Below are 23,501 nucleotides of genomic sequence, written 5' to 3'. Positions count from 1 at the left end.
CAATCCAGTTAAACAGCGGCAAATGATACTTATTTTCGATGGACAATCTACATCTTCAAGGCTAAATAGGTTATAAAGAAAGCTTATGTCCGATATTTAAAAACCCCCAACCTTTAAATATTGGCATGAAAATTGAACATAAAACCTTACTGGTGAAAATAAGCCGAAGGAAAACAAACATGAAGCTTGTAACTGCAATTGTAAAACCATTCAAACTGGATGATGTGCGTGAAGCACTTTCTGAGATTGGTGTTCAAGGGATTACCGTAACTGAAGTCAAAGGTTTCGGACGTCAAAAAGGTCACACAGAACTGTACCGTGGTGCAGAGTATGTTGTTGATTTCTTACCAAAAGTAAAAATTGAAATTGCAATTAGCGATGAAATGGTTGATGCCGTGATCGAGTCGATTACGCGTGTCGCAAGCACAGGCAAAATTGGTGATGGCAAAATTTTTGTGACCAATTTGGAGCAAGTGATCCGTATCCGTACGGGCGAGACTGGGCCAGATGCTGTGTAAGTTGGCACAAACTTTGCTGAGCTATTAAAAGTATAGCAATAGCTCGCGAAATCAGGTTGGGGGACACGAATGAAAAAAATGCTTATGGCGCTCAGTCTATCTGGCGCACTCTTAGGTGGTTCAGCGCTGGTTTGGGCAGAAGATGCTGCTTCAACACCTGTTACTGAACACGCTGTAGCGGTTGATACCACAACTGCATCAACAGATATTGTTGCAGCAGAAGCGCCAGCTCCTGTGGAGGCAACTCCCGCACCTGCTGCGGAAGCAACCATCGATACGGGTGATACCGCATGGGTGCTGGTTTCAACAGCTTTGGTGCTGTTGATGACGATTCCCGGCCTAGCCTTGTTCTATGGGGGGATGGTGCGTAAGAAAAATGTTCTTAGCACCATGATGTTCAGCCTTTCTGCAGCGATTCTTGTGAGCTTGATCTGGGTGACCGTTGGTTACTCGCTGGCTTTCTCCGGTTCAGGGGCCTATGTCGGCGATCTCGCTAAAGCCATGCTGAATGGCGTAGCCTTTGATGCCTTGACGGGTACCATTCCAGAAAGCCTGTTCATTATTTTCCAAATGACCTTTGCCATCATTACGGTTGCCATTATCAGTGGTTCAATCGCTGACCGTATGAAGTATTCTGCATTTATGGCCTTTATCGCAGTGTGGGTGATTCTGGTTTATGCACCGATTACACACTGGGTCTGGGCAGCAGATGGCTGGTTATTTAAAGCAGGCGCATTAGATTTTGCTGGTGGTACGGTTGTACATATCAATGCCGGTGTCGCGGGTCTGGTTGCAGCGTATATGTTGGGCAAACGTACCGGCCTTGGCCGTGAATCGATGGCACCGCATAACCTGACCTTAACCGTGATTGGTGCCAGCCTGATTTGGGTGGGTTGGTTCGGCTTTAACGGTGGTAGTGCTTTAGGTGCGGGTGCACGTGCAGGTATGGCGATTTTGGTAACGCAAGTTGCTGCCGCAGCTGCTGCATTCTCTTGGCTGATTGTTGAACGTGTGATTCGTGGTAAGGCATCGGTACTTGGTGGTGCATCTGGTGCAGTTGCTGGTCTGGTGGTGATTACACCTGCTGCTGGTTTCGTGGGTGTCGGTGGCGCATTAATTATGGGTCTCATCGGTGGCGTGGTGTGTTTCTGGGGAATTACCGCATTGAAACGCCTGCTTAAAGCGGATGATGCTCTGGATGCATTTGGTCTACATGCAGTCGGTGGTATTGTTGGTGCGATTCTGACAGGCATCTTCTATAGCGATGAGATCATCAAGGCTGCAAATGTGGCACTCGCGCCAACGTTTGCGGGTCAATTGTGGGTGCAAATTGAAGGTGTACTAGCAACAATCGCATATAGTGCAATCGTGACCTTCATTATTCTGAAAGTGATTGATCTGGTGATCGGGATCCGTGTTAGCGCTGATGATGAGCGTATGGGTCTTGACTTGAGTCAACATGGCGAACGTATTGAATAATTCATACAAGATATGATGTAAAAACAGCCTCATGGGGCTGTTTTTTTATGCCTTCCGGGTGCTGGTTCTGCAATTGCAGAAACTTTGCTACACTTAGGCGAAGAGATTAAATAATCGCGCAACTATGCATTGTCCATTTTGTAACGCTGCTGATAGTAAAGTTATCGACTCCCGTCTAGCTGCTGAAGGGTGTCAGATTCGTCGTCGTCGTGAGTGCGTCATCTGTGGTGAGCGTTTTACCACATTTGAAAGTTATGATGTGGTGATGCCACGCGTCATTAAATCGGATGGTAAGAATGAGCCGTTCGATGAGGCAAAATTACGTCGTTCATTGATGCATGCTTTACAGAAACGTCCTGTGACTCAAGAACAGATTGAAACGGTACTCAGTGACATTCAGTCGCATATTCGCCGTTTGGGTGAGCGGGACGTGAAATCCAGAACCATTGGTGAAATCGTGATGCAGGCGCTGTTTGCACTGGATCATGTAGCCTATGTACGTTTTGCTTCGGTGTATCAGGATTTTCAGGATGTCGATGCATTTCGTCAGCAGATTGAACAAATGCAACAACGCGAAAATGAAAACTAAATTAGAGAAACCATGTCTGAGTTAACCCAAGATCATTTATCCGAACAGCAGTACTGGATGCAACGTGCCATTGCACTGGCGCGACTTGGACAATATTCAACCAAGCCCAATCCAAATGTGGGTTGTGTCATTGTCAAAGATGGACAGCTGATTGGCGAAGGCTATCATCCTAGAGCAGGCCAGCCCCATGCAGAAGTTTTTGCCCTGCGTCAGGCGGGTGAACATGCCAAAGACGCAACGGCTTATGTGACATTGGAACCCTGTGCCCATTATGGTCGAACGCCCCCTTGTGCCGAAGCATTGGTAAAAGCACAGGTCAAGAAGGTGGTGGTGGCCTGCTCGGATCCCAATCCGCTGGTGGCGGGTAAGGGCGTACAGATCTTGCAGAATGCCGGCATCGAAGTTGAAACCGGGATTTGTGTCGAGGAGGCCAAAACACTGAACCTTGGCTTTTTAAAAGCCATGTCGACCGGTATGCCTTATGTCCGTTTAAAAGTGGCTTCAAGTCTGGATGGTCGTACCGCCATGGCTTCGGGTGAATCGAAATGGATTACCGGCACTGCGGCGCGCCAGGATGTCCAGCATTGGCGTGCAATTTCAGGCGCCGTGATCACAGGCATCCAAACCGTGCTGGCAGATGATTGCGAATTAAATGTCCGCACTTTGACGGATGTTGATGTTTCGACAGTAGTACAGCCGAAACGAATCGTGCTAGATCGCCAAGGTCAGCTACCCTTGTCCGCCAAGATGTTGCAAAATCCTGAAACCGTGATGGTGATGACACCATTTCGTCAAGAACTTGCCGATTTAGGCGTGATACAATTGCCACCGCAACCTTTAAATCAATTATTGCAGACCTTATCTCAACAATATCAAATTTATGATGTATTGATTGAGGCAGGTGCAACTTTATCCACCGCCTTTTTACAGCAAGGTTTGGTTGATGAAATGATTAGTTATGTTGCACCTACTTTACTTGGTCAATCTGCCCGTGCGATGTTCAATGCTGAATTGAGCAAAATGGCAGAACAACGACGATTTGAGTTGGTCGATGTAACCCAACTCGGGCAAGACATTCGCCTGAGATTGCTCCCTATCCAAGAGTTGATATGAATCCAGAACCATCGGTTTATCACAAACGTCGTCATGCGGCCCGTACGACTGACGAATATCTTTTTCATCAGTTAGTTCCTTATCTCGGGAATAAGCGTCGACTTCTACACCTGATTTTAGAAGCGCTTGAGATTACCGGCACACTGAATAGCAAGAAAAAGAATCCACCGATTTTTGCGGATTTTTTTGCAGGCAGTGGGGTGGTTTCACGTTTGGCCCGCCAGAATGGCTACCGTGTGATTGCCAACGACTGGGAGCCGTATAGCCATGCGCTGAATCATGCGATTCTGGCCTGTGTTGATGCACCCGCCTTTAAAGAATTGGGGGGCTATCAAAAAGCCATCGATTATCTGAACCGCTTGCCTGAAGTCAAAGGCTGGGTCACACATAATCTATGCCCGCGCAATGACGATGTCTATGATCCTGCACGTGATCGCCTGTTCTTCAAACGTCGTAATGGCATGCGTATTGACGCGATTCGTCAGCAGATTGCAACTTGGCAGGCACAGGGCGCGATTAATGATGTGGAAATGAGTGCCTTACTGGCGCCGTTACTGTATTCGGCAAGTTTTGTCAGTAATACCAGTGGCGTTTTCAAAAGTTTCCATCAGGGCTGGGGCGGACGTACCCAAACCGCGCTAGAACGGATCGAGTCATTGTTGTGGCTGACACCGAGCCGCTTCTGTGAGATCGGTGATCCTAAACGTCCTGCGGCAGAAATGTGGTGTGTCGATGCCCAGCATCTCGCCAACCAGATGAGCGGTTTCGAAGTTGATGTGGCTTATCTGGATCCGCCTTATAACCAGCATGCCTATAGCAGTAACTATCACGTTCTCAATGCCTTGACTTTATGGGATCAGGTCGATTTACCTTCACCGGATACCAAAGGCTTTAAAAGCGGGATTGATCGGGCATGGCGTAAAGAGCGCCCAAGTCCTTATAACTCTTCTAAATATGCCAAAGAGGCTTATGAAAAGTTATTGGAAACCATCAATGCACGTTACATTTTGACCAGTTACTCGACCGATGGCAATATCGAGCCAAAAGACTTGCTGACCGCCAATTTAAAACGTGGCAAGGTGACTTTGCTGACCCAGGATGTACCGCGTTATCGTGTGAGTAAACAACGTCAGTCTGAACGGGCACGGGTACTGGAATTTATCGTGATTACCGATACGCATGCCAAGTCAGGACCGCCGTTACGACAGTTGTTAGGGCAGTTATATCACTTTGCTGAACTGGGCGGAGTCGATACCACCGGGAACAGTACCCAACTGGCACTTTGGTAAAATACAGGACACCACTTTTAAAAGTGGTGTTTTTGTATTCAGTTTCTTTGTTAAATCGGATAATTAGATAAATAAAATCGGTTTATATGATAAGTGTCTGTTTTTACGGTAAATATCTCGCATCTTTACTGGATTGGACTGTTGGGCTGGCGCTACTGCAAAAAATGATTATAATTTTATAAAAATAAATAAAAACAGATATTTGAGTTGTATTTTGGTCAGCTTATTAGTTGGTTTTAGAGGTGTTTTTTGAAGAAAAATCTTTTGACCAATCGTTTAAAAAATTACCAAACCATATTGACCCGTTTCAAAAATAAATATAGTTTGCCGAGCTTAATTTAGGGTCTTGCCTATTTGCAGCGATGACCAAGAGAGGTTGTTATGAGTCGCTCGGAACCCACCTTATTGGGGCAATGTGTAGCCGAATATTTTGCTACCGCAATTTTTTTATCGTTTGGTATTGGTGTGGTGGCTGCACTTAAGCTTGCAGGTGCAAGTTTAGGTCTGTGGGAAATCAGCATTGTATGGGGCTTGGCCGTTGCATTGGCTGTCTATTTGTCTGCAGGTATTTCTGGGGCTCATCTCAATCCTGCCGTGACCATCGCCCTGGCGTTATTCGCTGGCTTTGATAAACGTAAAGTCCCATTTTATATCATTGCTCAAGTGGCAGGTGCTGCGACAGGGGCTTTGCTGGTCTATGGCTTATATAGCAATCTGTTTATAGATTACGAACAGACCCATCACATGGTACGGGGCAGTGTCGAAAGTCTGGAACTGGCTGGAATTTTCTCAACTTATCCGCATCACCTATTGTCGCTGGGTCAGGCTTTCATGGTGGAAATGTTTATTAGCATGTTATTGCTGTGGCTGATTATGGCGATTGGGGATGACAGCAATGGTTTGCCGCGTGGTGCTTTGGCGCCGATTCTGGTGGGTTTGCTGGTGGCCGTGATTGGGGCTTCTTTTGGCCCATTAACTGGCTTTGCCATGAATCCTGCACGTGATTTTGGCCCGAAAATCGTGGCTTATTTCTCAGGCTGGGGTCCTGTTGCCTTTACTGGCGGTCGTGATATCCCTTATTTCATCGTACCCATCATTGCACCAATCGTAGGGGCATGTTTAGGTGTGCTGGGCTATAAATTATTCTTTAGCCATTTTCTGGTCAAGCATCAGGTGGTAGCAAAAGACCCAACAGATCAGCAAGTCTCTGAAATGCAATAAATGCATCACTCAATAAATAATACCAAAAGGGCGCTCAGATGATCGCCCTTTTTGATTTGCGGGTATTTGCTTGGGAGACGCCTTGTTATCTCAGGTTCTTTGCTTTAAGGTATCTGATTCAATGTGGCATACACTGCAATAAAGATAGGTTGAAACTCCCATGTTTACAGGCATTATTGAAAGTTTAGGTAAGGTTCAGAGCCTACAAAGTGTAGGCGGTGATGTTCGTCTACGTATCCAGACGGATCTGGACATGTCTGATGTGCATTTGGGTGATTCGATTGCCACCAATGGGATTTGTCTGACCGTGATTGAGTGGGGCGAGAACTGGTATGCGGCAGATGTTTCCCGCGAAAGCTTGAACCGTACCACATTAGGTCAATGGAAAGTTGGTCAAGCCGTCAATGTCGAAAAAGCGATGTTACCGACCACACGTTTTGGCGGACACATTGTTAGTGGTCACGTTGACGGGCTGGGTGAGATTACGCTGGTTCGTGAAGACGCACGCTCTTTATATTTTGAAGTGACTGCTCCGGTTGAGCTGGCAAAATATTTGGCTGAAAAAGGTTCTGTTACGGTCGATGGCATTAGCCTGACCATTAACCACTTACGTGGCAATATTCTGAGCCTGAATTTGATTCCGCATACCGCTGAACGTACCAATATTGGCACTTGGCAGGTGGGAAGCAAAGTGAATTTAGAAGTTGACGTATTGGCACGTTATATTGAGCGTTTATTGCTGGGTGATAAGGCGGCTGAGCAGAAAACTGAATCGAATATCAGCATGGCCTTTTTAGCTGAAAACGGTTTTTTAAAATAAAAGATCAAGTATAAAAAGCCCAGTTTAAACTGGGCTTTTTATTATTTCTCGTCCGAGAACTCACTGTTCTTCAAAATATATTCAATTTCATCTTGTGCCAGTGCATGCAGCTTGGCGCGGAACACGGTCACTGCTTGCTCAATCAGGCCTTCGGCTTCAAGCTCAAGTCGGACACGGACACTTTCCAGCTCAGAGAGAATCTGCTGATCATCAATGGCGATGCGCTGACCGCGTGCATAATCAATGCTTGGCTGTTCCGGGTTGGTTTGGTAACGCTCGGTCTGTTGCGCAATTTCCTGATCGATATGACCACGTAAGGCAACTAGATTCTCGGTTTGCTGCTCAAACTGACGTGCTTCATCCGCTTGTAACTGGGCTGCATAGGCGGCTTCAGCTGCACGTTTTTCTGCCAGTGCTTTTTCCAGCGCCAGCTGTTTACGAATACGTGCCTGTTCCAGTAACTCAGCCTTTAAATCGGCATAAGCTTGATCAATGCGTTGTTGAGACCGCTGTTGCGCGCTCTCTTCATTTTGCATCCAGGTTTGAATCGAGGTTTGTGGTAATAACAGATCACAGATACGTGCTAAATCTTCCTGATAGGTCTGACGAACCGCCTCAGGTGCATTTAACCAGCGTTTTTTAAAATCCTGACCTACATTTAATGCCACAAGACACTCCTAAAATGATGTTTTTTATCGCCAATTTATAATTTAAATGTACGAGGTTCTATACCCAACCGTCGATACAGTTTAAATTTTTCCCGCCCAATCTGTTTCGCAGTTTCATTATTTTCAATAATTTCGATAATGTGGCGAAAATCTTGAGTTTGTTCAAGTGCATGATTGTTAAAATTAAACACGATCCAATCATTGGAAGGGGGTAAGTCTTTTGAAATACACACTGGGCTGTGTGGCTGGTCAATCCCGTGCGCAATGAAACTTTGTGGATCAAAGCTCCAGAGCAGTTCATCCAGTTCATTTTGCAAGTCTGGATCAGCACAGTACCACCAGATGTGGGGATGCTGATTCAGAATCTTGCGACACAAACGGCAAGCACTTTCGACTTGCCGTTCCTGACTGTTTTCAAAGAGATAAAAACTGATTTTAGCCATTCGCTTGAACACGATTTGTCAGGAACTGCATCAATAATGGAACCGGGCGGCCGGTTGCACCTTTAGCGGTACCCGATAACCACGCCGTACCTGCCACATCAAGATGCGCCCAGCGATAGTCACGGGTAAAACGTTCGAGGAAGCAAGCTGCCGTGATGGCACCACCGTATGGCCCACCAATATTGGCAATATCGGCAAAAGGTGAGTCGAGTAATTCTTGATACTCTTCCATGACCGGCATACGCCAGACACGGTCAAGTGACTGTTCGCCTGCCTGTTGCAAGTCTTGTGCAAGCTCATCATCTGGTGTGAATAAACCACTGACCACTTTACCGAGCGCAACCACACAGGCGCCGGTCAGGGTGGCGATATCAATCACCAGAGCAGGGTTAAAGCGTTTGATATAGGTCAAGGTATCACACAGGACCAGACGGCCTTCTGCATCGGTATTCAGAATTTCTACAGTCTGACCGCTCATGGTAGTGACGATGTCACCAGGACGGGTGGCATGAGCAGATGGCATATTTTCTGCAGCGGCAATTGCACCCACCACATGAATAGGCAATTGGGCTTCACAGAGTGCCTGAATGGTGCCAAGAACCGAAGCTGCGCCGCACATATCAAATTTCATTTCATCCATGCCCAAGCCTGGTTTCAATGAAATACCGCCTGTATCAAAAGTCACACCTTTACCGACCAGTACCACAGGCGCTTGATCAATCTGGGCATTGTATTCGAGGGTAACAATACGACCTGGACGATCCGAACCTTTGCTTACGGCAAGGAAGGCATACATGCCCAGATCCGCCATTTGCTGCTCATCCAGTACAGTGACTTTTAATACGTCTGGATATTGCTTGGCTAGCGCAAGAGCCTGATCTGCAAGGTACTCAGGGAAACAGATATTTCCAGGACGGTTCCCCAGATCACGGGCAAAGTTTTGACCCGACTGAACCGCATGAATCAGCTTTAACTGTGCTTCATCTAATGTAGTCTGGCTGGCAATCAGGTGAATGGTATCTAATACAAACTCATTCTTTTTCGACTTAAACTCGTCATAACTATAAGCCGCTTGCGTAAGGCTCAAGACAAAGAGGGCGTGTAAATCGGTAGGCAATGCTGAAAGATCGACACTAATTTGTTTAAATTTATTTTGTGATGATTTGATAATGCTTTGTGCAAGTTTTGCTAATTTTGTCGCTTTAAGCTCGTCACTTTTGCCTAGCCCTAATAATTGGGCATTGGCTTGTACAGAGATATTGGCAAGCAGCGGCAAGTTGTCGTTAAAACCAGCTTTATATTGGCTTGCGTTAAGGATGTCATCTAGATGGTTGATTTGATAAGTATTTAAGTTCTGTTGTAATTGTTCTGAATCAACCAAAATCCACAAAGATTCGCTAGACGCCTGAGTTGGGAATGCGTTTTGAAGTGTAAATTTCATTGTTTATATAGAACCTAATGAGTAAAAAAGAAAGATAAGTCCATTAAACACTTTCAGATATGAGGTTGCAATCCGCAACAAGCGATAGGTTTTATATTTTTAACATTCGGGTAAACTAGCGTTACCTTCGATTGGTCTTTTGGAAATATTACTTTGATTATTCGGCGTTATCTCGTCAAACAGGTGGTTTCGACATCTCTCGTCGTCATTGGTTTATTGACCATGATCATGATGGGTGGTCGTTTGATCAAGTATTTTGGCGTCGCAGCTCAAGGTCGTTTGGATGCAGGGATCTTATTTAGCATTATCGGCTATCGTTTACCTGAATTTTTAACACTGATCTTACCACTGGGGTTCTTTATTGCCTTGATGCTGGTGTTCGGGCGTCTGTATGTCGACCATGAAATGGCGGTTTTAAATGGCAGTGGCGTCAGTCGGAATCAGTTGGCCCGATTACTGTTGCCGATGACCGTGGTATATCTGGTGGTACAGACCTGCTTAATGGTCTGGATGGGGCCGTGGGGCTTACGTGAGTTTGAAAAACTGACCAGTACTCAGGCAGTACGGACCGGATTTGACTTGGTCCGTCCGAAAGAGTTTATTTCTTCAGGGCCGTATACCATTTATGCGGGTTCACTTTCAGAAGACCGCAAGAACTTAAAAGATATTTTCTTCTATCAGAAAGGCAATCAGGCAGATAAACCTGATGTCATGATTCTGGCCAAAGAAGCAACACGGGTTGAAGTGGCCAATGATACCGCCAATGTGGTCGATCTGGTTCAGGGCCGTCGTTACGAGATTTATCCGAATCAACCACGTTATACACAGGCAGAATTCCAGTCTTATCGTTTACGTTTAGAAAATGATAAAGACGTAAAATTTGAGAGTGGTGATGTTGAAGCATTATCCATGTCCAAGTTATGGGAAAAACGTGATGATCCTGTCGTACGTAGTGAATTGGGCTGGCGTGTGTTTGGCCCATTTGTGATTATCGTGGCTTTAATGCTGGCGGTCGCATTGTCTGAGGTGAGTCCGCGTCAAGGTCGTTACTATCGTTTGATTCCCGCGATCTTTATCTTTGCCAGCTTGATCGTATTATTGATTGCGATTAAGACCCGAATCAGTAAGGAAGAGCTTGATATATGGGCTTATCCAGTGGTTCTTCTTGTTTATGCCATTGCCGCAGCAGTTTTTGCGCGTAAACAAAAACTGGCACCAAAATTTAAGAGAAGTATTCAGCGAGTGGGGTTGTGATGTTAGCACGTCGAATAGTCGCCAAACATGTGACAAAAACCACGATCCTGGCCATGCTGGGCACGACGCTGGTGTTATCTTTCTTACAGGTTCTGTTTACCTATTTAGGTGAATTAGGTTCGCTCAAGCCCGACTATAATGCCTGGCAGGCTTTCCTGTACGTGATGTGGGGAGCGCCGCATTATCTCTATGAAATCCTTCCTGTTGCCGCCTTGATTGGCTCGGTGCTGGGACTGGGTGCATTGGCTTCGAATAGTGAACTGATCGTGATGCGCTCGGTCGGGATTAGCTTATGGCGAATCGTTGGCTGGGTAATGCGTTCGGCACTGTTATTGATTGTATTGTCCTTTGTGCTGAGCGAATGGGTGATTCCTTATACCAATGAGCAGGCACAAAGCATCAAGAAGCAACGTAGCGTGGCGGCGTTGGGTGAAGTCAAAGGCTACTGGACCCGTGAAGGACAGCGTTTTATTTATATTGACTATGCTAACTCCAAAGGCCAGTTACGCAATATCCAGTCGATCGATTTTGATCAGGACTATCGTTTGCAGTCTTTTGTGAATGCAGAAAAGGGCCAGTTTGTTAAAGATGGCGAATGGACGCTAGAACAGTCACATCAGGTGGATTTGCTGGCTCAAGGGAATGCCATTAAAACCGATCATGCACAGCAGTCGCTGGGTTTGGCCTTGCAGCCTAAATATGTGCATATGGTCACCCTTGACCCGGAAGATTTGTCTCCAAGCCAGCTGATTAGTTTTATGCGCTATATGGATGAATATAGTCAGGTACCGAAAACCTACGAACTGGCGTTCTGGCAAAAAGTGACCTCGCCGTTTGCCTTGATTACGCTGGTGTTAATCGCCTGTTCATTCATTTTCGGACCATTACGCCAACAGTCGATGGGCTTCCGTCTGGTGATTGCCTTATTTACCGGACTGGGCTTTTTCTACTTACAAGATTTCCTCGGCTATGCGAGTCTGGTTTATGCCCCTTCTCCAGCCTGGTTCGTGCTGATGCCGGTGGTGCTCATCTTTATGGTAGGCAGTTACTTACTTTATCGAGCAAGATAAAGGACTTTGATTCATGGGCGCTATCATCGCTATTAATGAAAGCCATGAGTGGGGTCATAGAGAAATACCTTAAACTTCGGTAAAATAGACCGAACAAATGATCGACAAATAGAGAGTCCATTATGACGGATGCAAATGCTGGCAAAATTCCTCACGTTCTCGTAATCATGGATGGCGTAGGACATCGTGAAGCAGTTGATGACAATGCCTTTCTGGCAGCAAAAACACCCAACCTCACGGCAATGAAAGCCAAGCATCCGAATAGTTTAATTTCTGGCTCCGGTGAAGATGTCGGTCTGCCTGATGGTCAAATGGGTAACTCTGAAGTCGGGCATATGAATCTGGGAGCAGGTCGTGTGTTGTATCAGGATTTCACCCGTATTACCAAAGATATTCGTACCGGTGCTTTTTTTGAGCATGAAGTTCTGGTGGATGCGGTTGAAAAGGCTAAAGCAGCCAATGGCGCCGTACACGTGATGGGCTTGTTGTCGGAAGGCGGTGTGCACTCGCATCAAGATCATATTGTCGCCATGTGCGAACTGGCGTTAAAACGCGGTGCAAAAGTGTATTTACACGCTTTTCTGGACGGCCGTGATACACCACCACGCAGTGCGCAACCATCATTAGAAAAACTGGATGCCTTGTTCGCACAATATCCAAATCAGGGTCGTATTGTGTCGATGATTGGCCGTTATTTCGCGATGGACCGTGACAACCGTTGGGACCGTGTGGAACAGGCTTATCGTTTAATTACAGAAGGCGAAGCCGTACGTGTCACCAATTCTGCGGTTGAAGGTTTGGAACAAGCCTATGCAGCCAATGAAAATGATGAGTTTGTTAAAGCCACGCGCATCGGTGATGTCACCAAAGTACAAGATGGCGACAGCATTGTATTCATGAACTTCCGTGCCGATCGTGCGCGTGAAATTACCCGTGCGTTTGTGGAAAAGGATTTTGCCGGTTTTGAACGTAAAGTACTGCCGAATTTATCTAAATTCGTGATGTTGACCCGTTATCAGGCCAGCATTGATGCACCAGTTGCATATATGCCAGAAGGGCTAAAAAACTCGATTGGTGAATACCTGTCTGATTTGGGCAAAACTCAATTGCGTATTGCTGAAACCGAAAAATATGCCCATGTGACTTTCTTCTTTAGCGGTGGGCGCGAAGATGAATATCCGGGTGAAAAGCGTATCCTGATTCCATCACCGAATGTTGCAACCTATGATTTAAAGCCTGAAATGAGCGCTTATGAAGTGACCGATGAGTTGGTCAATGCCATCAATTCAGGTGAGTTTGATCTGTTGGTGGTGAACTATGCCAACGGCGATATGGTCGGGCATACCGGCGTTTTTGATGCGGCAGTAAAAGCGGTTGAAACGGTGGATACCTGCTTGGGTCGTGTTTACGATGCAGTCATGGCAAACAAAGGACACATGTTAATTACTGCGGATCATGGTAATGTAGAGCAAATGCAAGACTATGACAGTGGTCAGGTGCATACCCAACATACCACTGAACTGGTGCCATTTATTTATGTTGGTCCGACGCAAGCAATTATTGCAGAAGGCGGGGTATTGGCTGATGTGGCGCCCACACTCCTGCATTTAATGCACATTCCTGTACCGCCAGAAATGCAGGGTAAGAACTTAATTACTTTAAAATAAGGTGAAGCAATGACCCAGCACAACAACATTTACCGAGCCTTATGTGCAAGTTTGTTGATGTGTTGGGGGCATAGTATTGATGCTGCACCTGTTACCCATGCGTCGGGATGGACCGAAGACGCGCCGCGTACGGCGGAAGTCCCGATTGAATCGATTCAGCAATTTGTCCAGATTTACGGGATTGTGAAAGATAACTATGTCGATAAGAAGTCGGACGATGCGCTCTTTCAGCAATCAATCAAAGGACTGGTCAGTGGTCTGGACCGTTATTCCCGTTATCTGTCGGCAGAAGAATACCGTCAACTGATTCAATATACCGAAGGCGATTTGGCCTCGGTCGATTTTAATTTAAATTATGATGCACATGCTAAATCCTGGCAGATTCAGGATTTAAAAGCGGGTTCTGATTCGAGCAAGCTGGGTTTGCGCAACGGCCAAGCCATTATTAAAGTGGACAATCAGGAATTAAAAAATCTTAATCAGGATCAGGTACAAGGCCTGCTGTATGGCTCAATTGGCAGTACCGTGCAGATCCAGCCTGAAAATAATAACAGCACCACCATTCTGGTCCGAAACAAGAAAGTAGAAACCGATATTGAACCTGTTTTAATGCATAATCAGGTACTTGTACTTAAAATTAGGGTGTTTCAGCAAGACACTGCCAATGAAATTAAACGTTTAATCGAAGAATATAGCTCTAGCAAACTCAAGGCCGTGGTTCTGGATTTACGTAATAATCCGGGGGGCCTATTGTCTGCTGCGGTTGAGTCAGCGGATTTGTTCCTGAATCAGGGATTGATTGTGACTACCAAAAGCCGTTCTGAAGGCGACCAACAGTTTCAGGCCCTACCTTCCTTTGAATTTCAGAATCTGAAACTCGGTATTTTAATTAATAAACGATCCGCCTCGGCAGCCGAAGTGTTTACCGCAGCGCTGAAAGAACATAAGCGTGCCTGGGTCGTGGGGGAAAATAGTTATGGTAAAGGCGTGGTGCAGAAGCTGTTCCCGTTACCGAGTGGCGCTGCCTTGCAAATGACGGTCTCACATTACTACACCCCCAATGGCAATATGATTGAGGGGCAAGGCATTCAACCGAATCAGATTTCGCCTTTGCCACCTGAAATGAAAGAAGATACCTACCTGGAACATGTCACTGATCTGGTGTTGAAAAGCCGATACTAAAAAATAAAGCCCCTTAACAAAGGGGCTTTATGATTAAAATTTATTCATCATCTTCAGTATCCAAACCGAATTTTTTCAGTCGATAGCGTAAAGAGCGGAAGGTCATTCCCAACTTTTTCGCCGCTAAAGTCCGGTTCCAGTGGGTCAGATTCAAGGCATTTAGCAGAATCTCTTTTTCGATATTCTCTAAATAGCGCTCTAAACCTTCTGGTGGCAGTTTTTTCGAACTCATTGTTGGACTGGCAGAATGGTGAGGCGTTTCGATTTCTTCTGCCGGTGCATTGGCAAATGCAGGGGCCGGATTTGCAATCGAGCTACGTAACGGCGCAGTTTGCAAGTGAGCCAGATCAATGGTTTCGTCATCACTGAGTGTAATGGCACGTTCAATGATATTACGCAATTCGCGTACATTGCCCGGGAAATATTGCTGTAACAAGAACTGCTCTGCACGAGAAGACAGTGTCTTCACCGACACTTCCCATTCCTGACTGATCTTTTGAATAAAGTGATTGGCCAGTAACAGAATATCCTGACCACGCTCACGTAATGGCGGCAACACCAGATCCATCACATGAATACGGAAGAACAGGTCCTGACGGAAGCGGCCTTGCTGGACCAGCATTTCCAGATCCTGATGGCTGGCACTAATCACACGGAAATCGACATCAATCTCCTGATCTGAACCGACCGGACGAATTTTCTTTTCCTGCACCGCACGTAGTAATTTGACCTGCATGTTTAACGGCAATTCAGCAATTTCATCCAGAAATAAACTACCGCCGTGCGCAGACAGAATTAAGCCTTGCTTATCTTGTGTAGCTCCAGTGAAGCTACCTTTCTTGTGTCCAAATAACTCGCTTTCCATCAATTCGGTTGGAATGGCACCACAGTTAATGGCAATAAACGGCCCTTCGCTGCGGTTACTTAAACGATGTACCAGATTGGCTACGACTTCTTTGCCTGTACCTGATTCACCTGTGATAAATACAGGTGCTTGAGAACGTGCAATTTTCTTTAAAGCAATGCGAAGTTGCTGGATCGGTGCTGAACGTCCAATCAGAAGCTTGTTTTCTAAAGCAGTTTCAGCAGCTTCCTGTTCTGGCTGAGGCCGGTTCAAAGCTTTCTGGATTAACTGATCCAGATGCATCTGGTTGACCGGTTTGCTGACAAAGTCAAAGGCACCTGCTTTAAGTGCTGCGATGGCGATGTCCATGTTGCCATAGGCAGTAAGCACTGCGATCGGCGTGTTAGGATAGTTTTGAGTGACATGTTTCACCAGGTCTAAACCATTCCCGTCCGGAAGATTTAAATCTGTTAAGCATGCATCGTACTGGAATTCAGTGAAGAATTTTTTTGCCTGTTCGACCCGATAAGCGATATGTGTTTTGATGCCCATCCGCGCAAGCGTCATCTGCATTAAAAGACATAAATCCTCTTCATCGTCTACGAGCAAGACGAGTGGTTGTTTTGTTGCCATTTCCCCGAAAAACCTAATCTAATCTATGAATTTTGAGCATTCCATCCTGAAACATGCTCCTTGTTGTCGCTCTATATAGGTGAGCTTTGCATGATTCGCCTCACAAAATGTATGAGACAAGTACAATCCTAAACCAGTTCCTTTAATTTCGGTACTAAAAAATGGTTTGAATAACTGAGAAATATCCCGTTTTGAGACACCCATCCCAAAATCGATGACATCGATACAGATTCGACCTTCTTTTTCATGAACATCCACTTCGATAAAGGGGGCATCGGTGGCGTTATGACGTAACGCATTCCGGATCAGATTAATCAGCACCTGGCGTAATTGTTTTTCATCAAATACGATCGTCGTCTGTTCGGGTTGTTTTAACCGGATCATCTGTTTGGCATCAGCCAGATCTTCATTCAATAAACTGTCAAAGAACGAGGTGAGCTGGATGGGTTGGGCTTCGGTTGGCCGATTGCGAGCCATCGCCAAAGTATCTTGGACGATGCTATCAATACGTTTGGCTTGCTTGCTAATCATGCGTGACAGCATTTCTTGCTGATGTGCATCACTGTCTTTAAGTAACTCATTAGCCTGAACAATGGCGGCCAATGGATTGCGAATCTCATGGGCAATACTGGCAGACAGTTGGCCTAATGCCGCCAGCTTGAGTTGTTGCACCTGCTGGGTCAGTTTCTGGGCATCTTTTAAGATCAGTAACACCAGCGCTTGTTCAGGAACGATCAGATGTTTAACCCGAACATGAACCGTATACGGGCTTTGTTGTGATTCAAAACTGAACTCTTCACCGTCTTTTAAATCACTAAACTTGATCAGTTCAAATAGATCCGGTTGTAACTTGATGAGTGGTGTTTTTTCAAGAGAAACAGGTAGATAAATTCCCAGTAAAGTGTTGGCTGCCGGATTGGTCAGGACAATATGGTTGCTTTCATCGAGTACCAGATAACCGTCTTCAATCTGCTCGAGAATATAACGGTTAATATTTTGCAGTTGATGGATTTCAATCGATTGATGAAAGGTGAGGGTTTCTAAAATCTTAAAACGTTGAACCGCGATGCGGCCAATGGCATGCACCACAAAAAATAAAAAGGCCAGAAAAATACTATTGCCGAGATGAGTTAAATTGGCTGAATCAAAGAAGTCACCCAAAAAGCGCTGGTAAACCACCATGATCACGGCAAACAGGGTGATGATCAGTGATAACTGTGAATTTAATAAAATGGCCGAGGAGAAAATAATGATGACATAGAGCAAGCTCAGTTGCAGATTCGGTCCACCCGCTGAAAATGTGATTAAACTCAAGCAGATGACGTCAATCAGGAAAATCACAATCAGCTGTCTGGACACCTGCACAGGGACCAGATGCAACATAAAAAGCTGAATGATATTCAGCGTGATATACGCAATCAGGGTATAAAAATATAATATTGGATAGATATAGTTACTGCTCAATTGCTCGGCAGTGAGTAAATAAATCAGCAGCAGGCTAACGGCAATAATCAGCCGATAGCCGCTATACCAAACGCCCAGTCGATAGACGGTCTGAGAGACCGATGATGCAATTTTCCCTAACATAGGCGTTGACTATTATTGTAAGTATTTTAAGGTTTAATCAGTCCATAGCGTATCGCAAGATGCGTCAGTTTGACATCACTATCAATCGCCAGTTTTTCAAAAATACGGTAGCGATAAGTATTTACGGTCTTCACGCTGACAAATAATTTATCTGCAATTTCCTGTGCACTGATACAGTTCACCACCATCATCGCGACCTGCATTTCACGTTCTGATAAAGCATCAAAAGGAGACTGCTGGGTGTCAGAAAGGTAAGAGCTGGCCAGTTGCTCGGCAATATCTGCACTGAAATACTTGCCGCCTTGCATGACTTTATTGATCGCACGGACCATCTCAGAGATTGGCGCACCTTTGGTGATATAGCCTTTGGCACCTGCTTTGAGTAAAAGGGATGGGTAGGGCTCTTCCGCCAGACCGCTGACAGCAATGACCTTGGTTTCAGGTGCACTCTGTAATAAACGTCGCGTTGTCTCAACTCCACCAATGCCAGGCATATTCACGTCTAGCAATACCACTTGGGGATGTTTCTGGCGAACCAGCGCAATCGCTTCTTCTCCAGATTCAGCCTGTCCGATCACCTCGACATCGGGGTGGTCTTCGAGCATACGGCAAATCCCGGTGCGCACGAGTTCATGATCATCAACAACGAGAACAGTGATCAAGAAGACCTCCTTTTTTCAAAAACACTGGTTTTTTGTTACATAAAGCAAAATTAGCTTGCAATGAAACGACAAAATTAGCAATCCTATTCTTCGTTTTTAGAGAATAGTTGTACACAATTGTGTCTACAAAAGCTTTACCCGATTTGTTCAAATGTAAGGCATAATGGTGGTAAGCGCAAATGTGCAGCGTCCTGAGTTGAGTATTGTGTCGTGAAAAATTCTAAAAAATCTATCATGCATGTTCTAAGCATGTCTATCTTGTTGGCGTGGAGTTCAACAAGTTTTGCTGAACTGGTTGTGAATAACAATCCAGCTTCTTCGCGTGCGAGTGGTTCAGCAACCTTAAACTGGTCAGCAAGTGATGCGAGCCAGTTAATGGAAGATGATGAACCCTTAGAGATTGGTCCTCAAGGTTCAACCTCTGTGACCACAACATTACGTAACGGTGGTTCAGCTTCAATTTCTTCCTCAAGTGCTCCGCAGCAATCGACACAGATTCGCGATACGTTTGGCTATAGCAGCCAGCCATCAGTGAATGCACGTGCTGCGCTGGTCATGGATGCACAAACAGGTGAGGTGCTGTACAGCAAAAACAGTAACATGTCGGTTCCGATTGCTTCAATTACCAAATTGATGACCGCGGTGGTGACTGCTGATGCGCGCTTAAATATGTCGGAAGAGATTACCCTTGAGTCGATTGATTTCGCAGGTGCAGGCGGTAAAAACTCAAGCTCAACCTTACGTGCTGGCGATAAGATGAACCGCGCTGAAGCATTGTTGTTTGCCTTGATGAAGTCTGAAAATCCAGCAGCGGCTGCATTGGCACGTACTTACCCAGGTGGTCGTCCTGCATTTATTGCAGCGATGAACGCCAAAGCGAGGCAATTGGGCATGACTTCGACACGTTATGCTGAGTCAACCGGGCTTGATCCGCATAATGTCTCTTCTGCACGTGACTTAGGCATTCTGGTAAGTACCGCTTCGCAATACGGTCTTATCCGCCAATTCTCAACCACACCAACCTATGACTTCAACCTTGGCTACCGTGTACTCAAGTCGAACAATACCAATGCTTTAGTGCGTAATGGTGGCTGGAACATTAACCTGTCAAAAACGGGTTATATCAATGAAGCAGGTCGTTGTGTGGTGATGCATACGACGGTGAACTCACGTCCCGCTGTGGTCGTGTTATTGGGCGCACCAAGTTCACAAGCACGCAATAGCGATGCAACCAATTTATTAACCTGGTTAAGCAGTTTACCAAAACGTGTTTAATGTCGGTTGATGTAAAAAACGCTTCATCAGGAAGCGTTTTTTATTGCCACTAGAAATGACTGATTTTAAGTGAACGTATAAAAAAACCAGTTGCGGGCAACTGGTTTTTTTTATTTCAGACTTGATACTTACATATTTGAAAGAATAGAGTCTTTGACCTGATCCATGGTTGCATCGATGGACAACATTACCGCATCAGCACATTGCTTGATGGCCGTATCTGGATCTTTTAAGCCATTACCTGTCACGGTACATACGATCACAGAACCTTCAGCAATTTTACCTGCCTTGATGTCACGGATTGCACCGCCAATTGAAGCGGCAGACGCAGGTTCTACAAATACGCCTTCGTACATTGAAAGTAAACGTTGCGCTTCCAGGATTTCGCTGTCTTGAAGTTCATCGAACCAGCCTTTAGAGTCACGTACCACTGCTTTGGCATGATTCCAGCTTTGTGGATTACCGATACGAATCGCAGTTGCAACTGTTTCAGGATTTTCAACAGGTGCACCACGTAAGAATGGCGCAGCGCCAGAAGCCTGGTAACCCACCATGGTTGGTAGGCCTTCTGGTTTAGGACCTGTGAACTGTTCTGTCGCCGCATCATAAATCACTTGCTCGAACTGATCTGCAGGTTGGTTGGCAACAGCTTCGGTATAACCCATCCAGTGTGCGGTGATGTTCCCCGCGTTACCCACAGGCAAGCAGTGATAATCAGGTGCACGACCCAATGCTTCCACGATTTCATAAGCAATGGTTTTTTGACCTTGCAAACGATAAGGATTGATCGAGTTGACAATCGTTACAGGTGCCTGATCAGCCACTTCTTTGACCAAGCGCATACCATCATCGAAGTTACCGCGGATTTGCATGGTGATCGCGCCGTACATCATTGCCTGCGCCATTTTACCCATGGCAATTTTGCCTTCCGGGATCAACACGAATGCTTTGATACCTGCACGCGCTGCATAAGCTGCCGCTGCTGCTGAAGTATTACCGGTAGAGGCACAGATAATCGCTTTAGAGCCTTCTTCAACTGCTTTGGTCACCGCCATGGTCATACCACGGTCTTTAAATGAACCGGTTGGGTTCAGACCTTCGTATTTCACATAAATTTCGACGTTTTTGCCAATAATACGTGGAATGTTCTCGAGTTTAATCAGTGGAGTATTACCTTCACCTAAAGAAATTGCGCGTGTAGTTGCAGACACAGGTAAACGGTCACGATAACGATCTACAAGACCAGTATAACGATTGGCATTCGACATGATGGTGTTCCAATATAAGGTAGAGAAAAAATCCCGCTCAACAGGCTCCCTTTCAAAAGAGAGCAGTTCCATTCTTGAGTGAAGAAGGGTGAGGGGATTTAAACTGATTAACTATCGAGCGATTCTAAACGAATTCTCACGATTTCGCCACGAATTGCAGGTAATGCTTGAATTTGGGCAAGCGCTTCGTCCATTTTAGATTCAACGATCGGATCGGTTAAAATCACGATAGGAATCAGGTCTTTTAAGCGCGATTGCTGCATGATGGCATCAATACTGATGCCGGCACGGCTCAGAATGGTCGTCACATCTGCCAATACACCGGTTTGGTCTTCAGCATTGAGGCGAATGTAATAGCCTGTGGTCATTTCTTCACGGCTGAGGATTGGCACATTGGTGAGTGCTTCAAAGGCCAGCTGAGGAATTGTTCCAGCGCCATCTTCGGTATACGAAATATCACGCACGATATCAATCACGTCTGCAACCACAGCTGAAGCAGTTGGACCTGCACCAGCACCAGCCCCGTAATATAAAGTCGGGCCAACGGCATTGGCTTGCACCAGTACGGCATTTTTCACGCCATTGACATTGGCAATCAATTCTTCCGCAGGGATCAGGGTTGGATGCACACGTAGCTCAATGCCTTTGTCGGCACGGCGTGCAATACCCAAGTGCTTGATACGGAAACCAAGTTCTTCGGCATATTTCACGTCCTGAGCGGTGATTTTGCTGATGCCTTCGGTATAGACCTTATTGAACTGTAACGGGATACCAAATGCACATGAAGCTAAAATGGTGAGTTTGTGTGCAGCATCAATACCTTCAACATCAAAGGTTGGGTCCGCTTCGGCATAACCGAGTTCTTGCGCTTCTTTTAACACATCTTCAAAAGCACGACCTTTTTCACGCATTTCAGTCAGAATGAAGTTGCCTGTACCATTGATGATCCCGGCAAGCCATTCGATATGGTTGGCTGCAAGACCTTCACGGATGACTTTAATGATTGGAATCCCGCCTGCAACTGCTGCTTCATAAGCAATTTGCACCGCATTGTCTTCTGCTGCCTTAAATAGCTCATTGCCATGTTCAGCCAGTAATGCTTTATTGGCTGTCACCACCTGTTTGCCATGTTTAATGGCTTCCATGATGACTTCATACGCAGGATGAATGCCACCCATGACTTCGACCACCACATCAACATCAGGTTGACGCACGATCTCCATCAAGTCATCGCTTTGTTTAATTCCTTCGAGTTGTAAATCTGGACGTGGACGGCGTGTGCCTACGTGTGTAATTTGAATTTCTCGACCGGTACGGCGTTTAATTTCCGCAGCATTTTCTTGTAGTAATTTAAGGGCTCCACCACCTACAGTACCAAGACCGAGTATCGCCAGACGAACTGGTTTCACGTCACACTCCATTATATTCAATCATTTTAATGAAGCTTGATCATAGCTAAAAAAATGCGGAGACACTAGGGCTAAGATCATCTTTCATCTGTCGCCCGGGTCTTTGTTATTTTGAAAGGAATGTTTACCTTATTTGTTTAAGCGTTGAACAATTTCTTCAGGGGTCATGTAACCACCTAAATATTCTCCTTCAACGTTATAAATCGCTGGCGTGCCATTTACACCCATGTTTAGACCCAGTTGGTATTGATCACGAACCGGGTTCTTACATTCTGCAGCAGTCACAGGCTGCCCCTGAGTTGCTTGCTCAAATGCAGCCTTACGGTCTTTACTGCACCAGATGGCCTGCATGGTTGGCATGAATTGTTCGCCACGTGGCCATGCGATATAACGCACTTCAATACCTTTGGCATTAATTTCAGCCAAGTGTTCATGCAATTTATGGCAGTACGGACAGCTTGAATCGGTGAACACATAAATCACATGTTTGGCTTTACCGCCTTGTGCCGGATAAACGATCAAGTCTTCAGTCTTGAGGGAAGCCAAATGCTTTTTATTTTCGGTGGCCTGTAATGCATCACTGACATTGTGCAGTTGCTTGTCACCTAAACGCACCACATCACCCTGAATAATGTATTGGCCATCAGCGGTGGCATAGACCGAACCCATTCCTTCCAGACTCACCCAGTACAGGTTGGGTACTTCAGTTTTCTTGACGGCAAGAATTTTGGCATTGATGTTGGCTGTCTTGAAATGTTTTTCTAATGTGGAGACTAAACGCTGCTGTGCATTACGTTCATTTAAGGTTGAAGCTTCACCTGTCGCAGGTGCACTTGCCGTGAGTGCATCTTGTTTTTGTGCTGAATTTTCTTTTGAGCAAGCACTGACGAATAATGTTGATGCTAATGTACAAGCAATTACAAGCTGAGACCGAGTAAACAACATATAGAACCTTTTTGTACGTTTTAAGGGCTTTAGCATACCAAAAAAAAACAATCACTTCGTTAAATCTTGCTGATGCTGTGTGAACGAGACCAAGTTTAAGACCTATTCAGGACAGACGGTGGTT

General features: G+C 45.6%; 21 protein-coding genes. 12 read left to right on the top strand and 9 right to left on the bottom strand.

Annotated features, from left to right (window positions below; translation table 11 throughout):
- Positions 1 to 179: 179 nt before the first annotated feature.
- From glnK to IEV39_RS17840, 7 genes are all read left to right on the top strand, one after another.
- Positions 180 to 518 (top strand): P-II family nitrogen regulator, encoded by a 339-nt coding sequence (gene glnK / locus IEV39_RS17870; protein WP_004656379.1) that lies wholly within the window; start codon positions 180 to 182, stop codon positions 516 to 518.
- Positions 519 to 587: 69 nt separating this feature from the next.
- Entirely contained in the window at positions 588 to 1,997 is a 1,410-nt protein-coding gene (locus IEV39_RS17865; RefSeq protein WP_005281080.1) for an ammonium transporter, read from the top strand.
- Positions 1,998 to 2,121: 124 nt separating this feature from the next.
- A complete protein-coding gene (nrdR, locus tag IEV39_RS17860) occupies positions 2,122 to 2,586 on the top strand; it encodes a transcriptional regulator NrdR (protein ID WP_005226327.1) in 465 nt (154 codons plus the stop codon).
- Between the two features lie 12 nt (positions 2,587 to 2,598).
- Entirely contained in the window at positions 2,599 to 3,699 is a 1,101-nt protein-coding gene (gene ribD, locus IEV39_RS17855; protein ID WP_005281075.1) for a bifunctional diaminohydroxyphosphoribosylaminopyrimidine deaminase/5-amino-6-(5-phosphoribosylamino)uracil reductase RibD, read from the top strand.
- Positions 3,696 to 4,988, top strand: a complete 1,293-nt coding sequence (locus IEV39_RS17850; protein ID WP_004773949.1) for a DNA adenine methylase — start codon at positions 3,696 to 3,698, stop codon at positions 4,986 to 4,988. The genes ribD and IEV39_RS17850 overlap by 4 nt, the downstream gene beginning before the upstream one ends.
- Before the next feature lie 381 nt (positions 4,989 to 5,369).
- Complete coding sequence (locus IEV39_RS17845; RefSeq protein ID WP_005281072.1) at positions 5,370 to 6,209, top strand: MIP/aquaporin family protein; 840 nt, start codon at positions 5,370 to 5,372, stop codon at positions 6,207 to 6,209.
- 160 nt (positions 6,210 to 6,369) lie between these two features.
- On the top strand, positions 6,370 to 7,029 hold the full coding sequence (locus IEV39_RS17840) for a riboflavin synthase (protein WP_005281067.1): 660 nt from the start codon (positions 6,370 to 6,372) through the stop codon (positions 7,027 to 7,029).
- A gap of 41 nt (positions 7,030 to 7,070) precedes the next feature.
- On the opposite strand, the gene blhA is transcribed toward IEV39_RS17840, so the two are convergent.
- From blhA to IEV39_RS17825, 3 genes are read right to left on the bottom strand one after another with little or no spacing between them, the layout of a single operon-like run.
- Positions 7,071 to 7,697 (bottom strand): cell division protein BlhA, encoded by a 627-nt coding sequence (blhA, locus tag IEV39_RS17835; RefSeq protein WP_005281063.1) that lies wholly within the window; start codon positions 7,695 to 7,697, stop codon positions 7,071 to 7,073.
- A gap of 35 nt (positions 7,698 to 7,732) precedes the next feature.
- A complete protein-coding gene (locus IEV39_RS17830) occupies positions 7,733 to 8,140 on the bottom strand; it encodes a DNA polymerase III subunit chi (protein WP_005281060.1) in 408 nt (135 codons plus the stop codon).
- Entirely contained in the window at positions 8,133 to 9,581 is a 1,449-nt protein-coding gene (locus IEV39_RS17825) for a leucyl aminopeptidase (protein ID WP_005281057.1), read from the bottom strand. The genes IEV39_RS17830 and IEV39_RS17825 overlap by 8 nt, the downstream gene beginning before the upstream one ends.
- Before the next feature lie 153 nt (positions 9,582 to 9,734).
- Between IEV39_RS17825 and lptF the strand changes: the two genes are divergently transcribed.
- The 4 genes from lptF to IEV39_RS17805 all read left to right on the top strand — a co-directional run bounded on the left by lptF (position 9,735) and on the right by IEV39_RS17805 (position 14,754).
- Positions 9,735 to 10,835, top strand: a complete 1,101-nt coding sequence (lptF, locus tag IEV39_RS17820; protein WP_005226334.1) for an LPS export ABC transporter permease LptF — start codon at positions 9,735 to 9,737, stop codon at positions 10,833 to 10,835.
- Positions 10,835 to 11,905 (top strand): LPS export ABC transporter permease LptG, encoded by a 1,071-nt coding sequence (gene lptG, locus IEV39_RS17815; RefSeq protein WP_005281054.1) that lies wholly within the window; start codon positions 10,835 to 10,837, stop codon positions 11,903 to 11,905. Before lptF ends, lptG begins: the two co-directional genes overlap by 1 nt.
- 122 nt (positions 11,906 to 12,027) lie before the next feature.
- Positions 12,028 to 13,572, top strand: a complete 1,545-nt coding sequence (gene gpmI / locus IEV39_RS17810; protein WP_005281051.1) for a 2,3-bisphosphoglycerate-independent phosphoglycerate mutase — start codon at positions 12,028 to 12,030, stop codon at positions 13,570 to 13,572.
- A gap of 9 nt (positions 13,573 to 13,581) precedes the next feature.
- A complete protein-coding gene (locus IEV39_RS17805; RefSeq protein WP_005281046.1) occupies positions 13,582 to 14,754 on the top strand; it encodes a S41 family peptidase in 1,173 nt (390 codons plus the stop codon).
- Between the two features lie 40 nt (positions 14,755 to 14,794).
- Here the strand turns inward: IEV39_RS17805 and IEV39_RS17800 are convergent, their stop codons facing one another.
- Genes IEV39_RS17800 through gacA form a run of 3 tightly spaced genes read right to left on the bottom strand, consistent with a single transcriptional unit; the run spans position 14,795 to position 18,480 of the window.
- Complete coding sequence (locus IEV39_RS17800; protein WP_005281043.1) at positions 14,795 to 16,231, bottom strand: sigma-54-dependent transcriptional regulator; 1,437 nt, start codon at positions 16,229 to 16,231, stop codon at positions 14,795 to 14,797.
- Positions 16,232 to 16,249: 18 nt separating this feature from the next.
- Positions 16,250 to 17,818, bottom strand: coding sequence for a sensor histidine kinase (locus IEV39_RS17795; RefSeq protein WP_005281039.1), 1,569 nt, complete (start codon positions 17,816 to 17,818; stop codon positions 16,250 to 16,252).
- Positions 17,819 to 17,844: 26 nt separating this feature from the next.
- Positions 17,845 to 18,480 carry a response regulator transcription factor GacA gene (gacA, locus tag IEV39_RS17790; protein WP_004773961.1) on the bottom strand — a complete coding sequence of 212 codons (636 nt, stop codon included), beginning with the start codon at positions 18,478 to 18,480 and terminating at the stop codon, positions 17,845 to 17,847.
- Between the two features lie 210 nt (positions 18,481 to 18,690).
- On the opposite strand from gacA, the gene pbpG reads away from it, so the two are divergent.
- Positions 18,691 to 19,755: a D-alanyl-D-alanine endopeptidase PBP7/8 gene (gene pbpG / locus IEV39_RS17785; protein ID WP_126687697.1), complete on the top strand. Its 1,065-nt coding sequence runs from the start codon at positions 18,691 to 18,693 to the stop codon at positions 19,753 to 19,755.
- Between the two features lie 128 nt (positions 19,756 to 19,883).
- Here the strand turns inward: pbpG and thrC are convergent, their stop codons facing one another.
- The 3 genes from thrC to IEV39_RS17770 all read right to left on the bottom strand — a co-directional run bounded on the left by thrC (position 19,884) and on the right by IEV39_RS17770 (position 23,377).
- Entirely contained in the window at positions 19,884 to 21,023 is a 1,140-nt protein-coding gene (thrC, locus tag IEV39_RS17780) for a threonine synthase (protein WP_005281036.1), read from the bottom strand.
- Positions 21,024 to 21,130: 107 nt separating this feature from the next.
- Complete coding sequence (locus IEV39_RS17775) at positions 21,131 to 22,432, bottom strand: homoserine dehydrogenase (RefSeq protein WP_004773963.1); 1,302 nt, start codon at positions 22,430 to 22,432, stop codon at positions 21,131 to 21,133.
- Positions 22,433 to 22,561: 129 nt separating this feature from the next.
- Entirely contained in the window at positions 22,562 to 23,377 is an 816-nt protein-coding gene (locus tag IEV39_RS17770; protein WP_005281034.1) for a DsbC family protein, read from the bottom strand.
- Positions 23,378 to 23,501 lie beyond the last annotated feature (124 nt).

It is taken from the genome of Acinetobacter courvalinii (assembly GCF_014635545.1).
Taxonomy (GTDB): domain Bacteria; phylum Pseudomonadota; class Gammaproteobacteria; order Pseudomonadales; family Moraxellaceae; genus Acinetobacter; species Acinetobacter courvalinii.
This window is presented reverse-complemented; position numbering and strand designations above follow the sequence as displayed.

Coding starts and splice junctions, on each gene's coding strand:
- glnK (WP_004656379.1), top strand. CDS start 180: ATGAAGCTTGTAACTGCAATTGTAAAACCATTCAAACTGGATGATGTG.
- IEV39_RS17865 (WP_005281080.1), top strand. CDS start 588: ATGAAAAAAATGCTTATGGCGCTCAGTCTATCTGGCGCACTCTTAGGT.
- nrdR (WP_005226327.1), top strand. CDS start 2,122: ATGCATTGTCCATTTTGTAACGCTGCTGATAGTAAAGTTATCGACTCC.
- ribD (WP_005281075.1), top strand. CDS start 2,599: ATGTCTGAGTTAACCCAAGATCATTTATCCGAACAGCAGTACTGGATG.
- IEV39_RS17850 (WP_004773949.1), top strand. CDS start 3,696: ATGAATCCAGAACCATCGGTTTATCACAAACGTCGTCATGCGGCCCGT.
- IEV39_RS17845 (WP_005281072.1), top strand. CDS start 5,370: ATGAGTCGCTCGGAACCCACCTTATTGGGGCAATGTGTAGCCGAATAT.
- IEV39_RS17840 (WP_005281067.1), top strand. CDS start 6,370: ATGTTTACAGGCATTATTGAAAGTTTAGGTAAGGTTCAGAGCCTACAA.
- IEV39_RS17830 (WP_005281060.1), bottom strand. CDS start 8,140: ATGGCTAAAATCAGTTTTTATCTCTTTGAAAACAGTCAGGAACGGCAA.
- IEV39_RS17825 (WP_005281057.1), bottom strand. CDS start 9,581: ATGAAATTTACACTTCAAAACGCATTCCCAACTCAGGCGTCTAGCGAA.
- lptG (WP_005281054.1), top strand. CDS start 10,835: ATGTTAGCACGTCGAATAGTCGCCAAACATGTGACAAAAACCACGATC.
- gpmI (WP_005281051.1), top strand. CDS start 12,028: ATGACGGATGCAAATGCTGGCAAAATTCCTCACGTTCTCGTAATCATG.
- IEV39_RS17805 (WP_005281046.1), top strand. CDS start 13,582: ATGACCCAGCACAACAACATTTACCGAGCCTTATGTGCAAGTTTGTTG.
- IEV39_RS17800 (WP_005281043.1), bottom strand. CDS start 16,231: ATGGCAACAAAACAACCACTCGTCTTGCTCGTAGACGATGAAGAGGAT.
- IEV39_RS17795 (WP_005281039.1), bottom strand. CDS start 17,818: ATGTTAGGGAAAATTGCATCATCGGTCTCTCAGACCGTCTATCGACTG.
- thrC (WP_005281036.1), bottom strand. CDS start 21,023: ATGTCGAATGCCAATCGTTATACTGGTCTTGTAGATCGTTATCGTGAC.
- IEV39_RS17770 (WP_005281034.1), bottom strand. CDS start 23,377: ATGTTGTTTACTCGGTCTCAGCTTGTAATTGCTTGTACATTAGCATCA.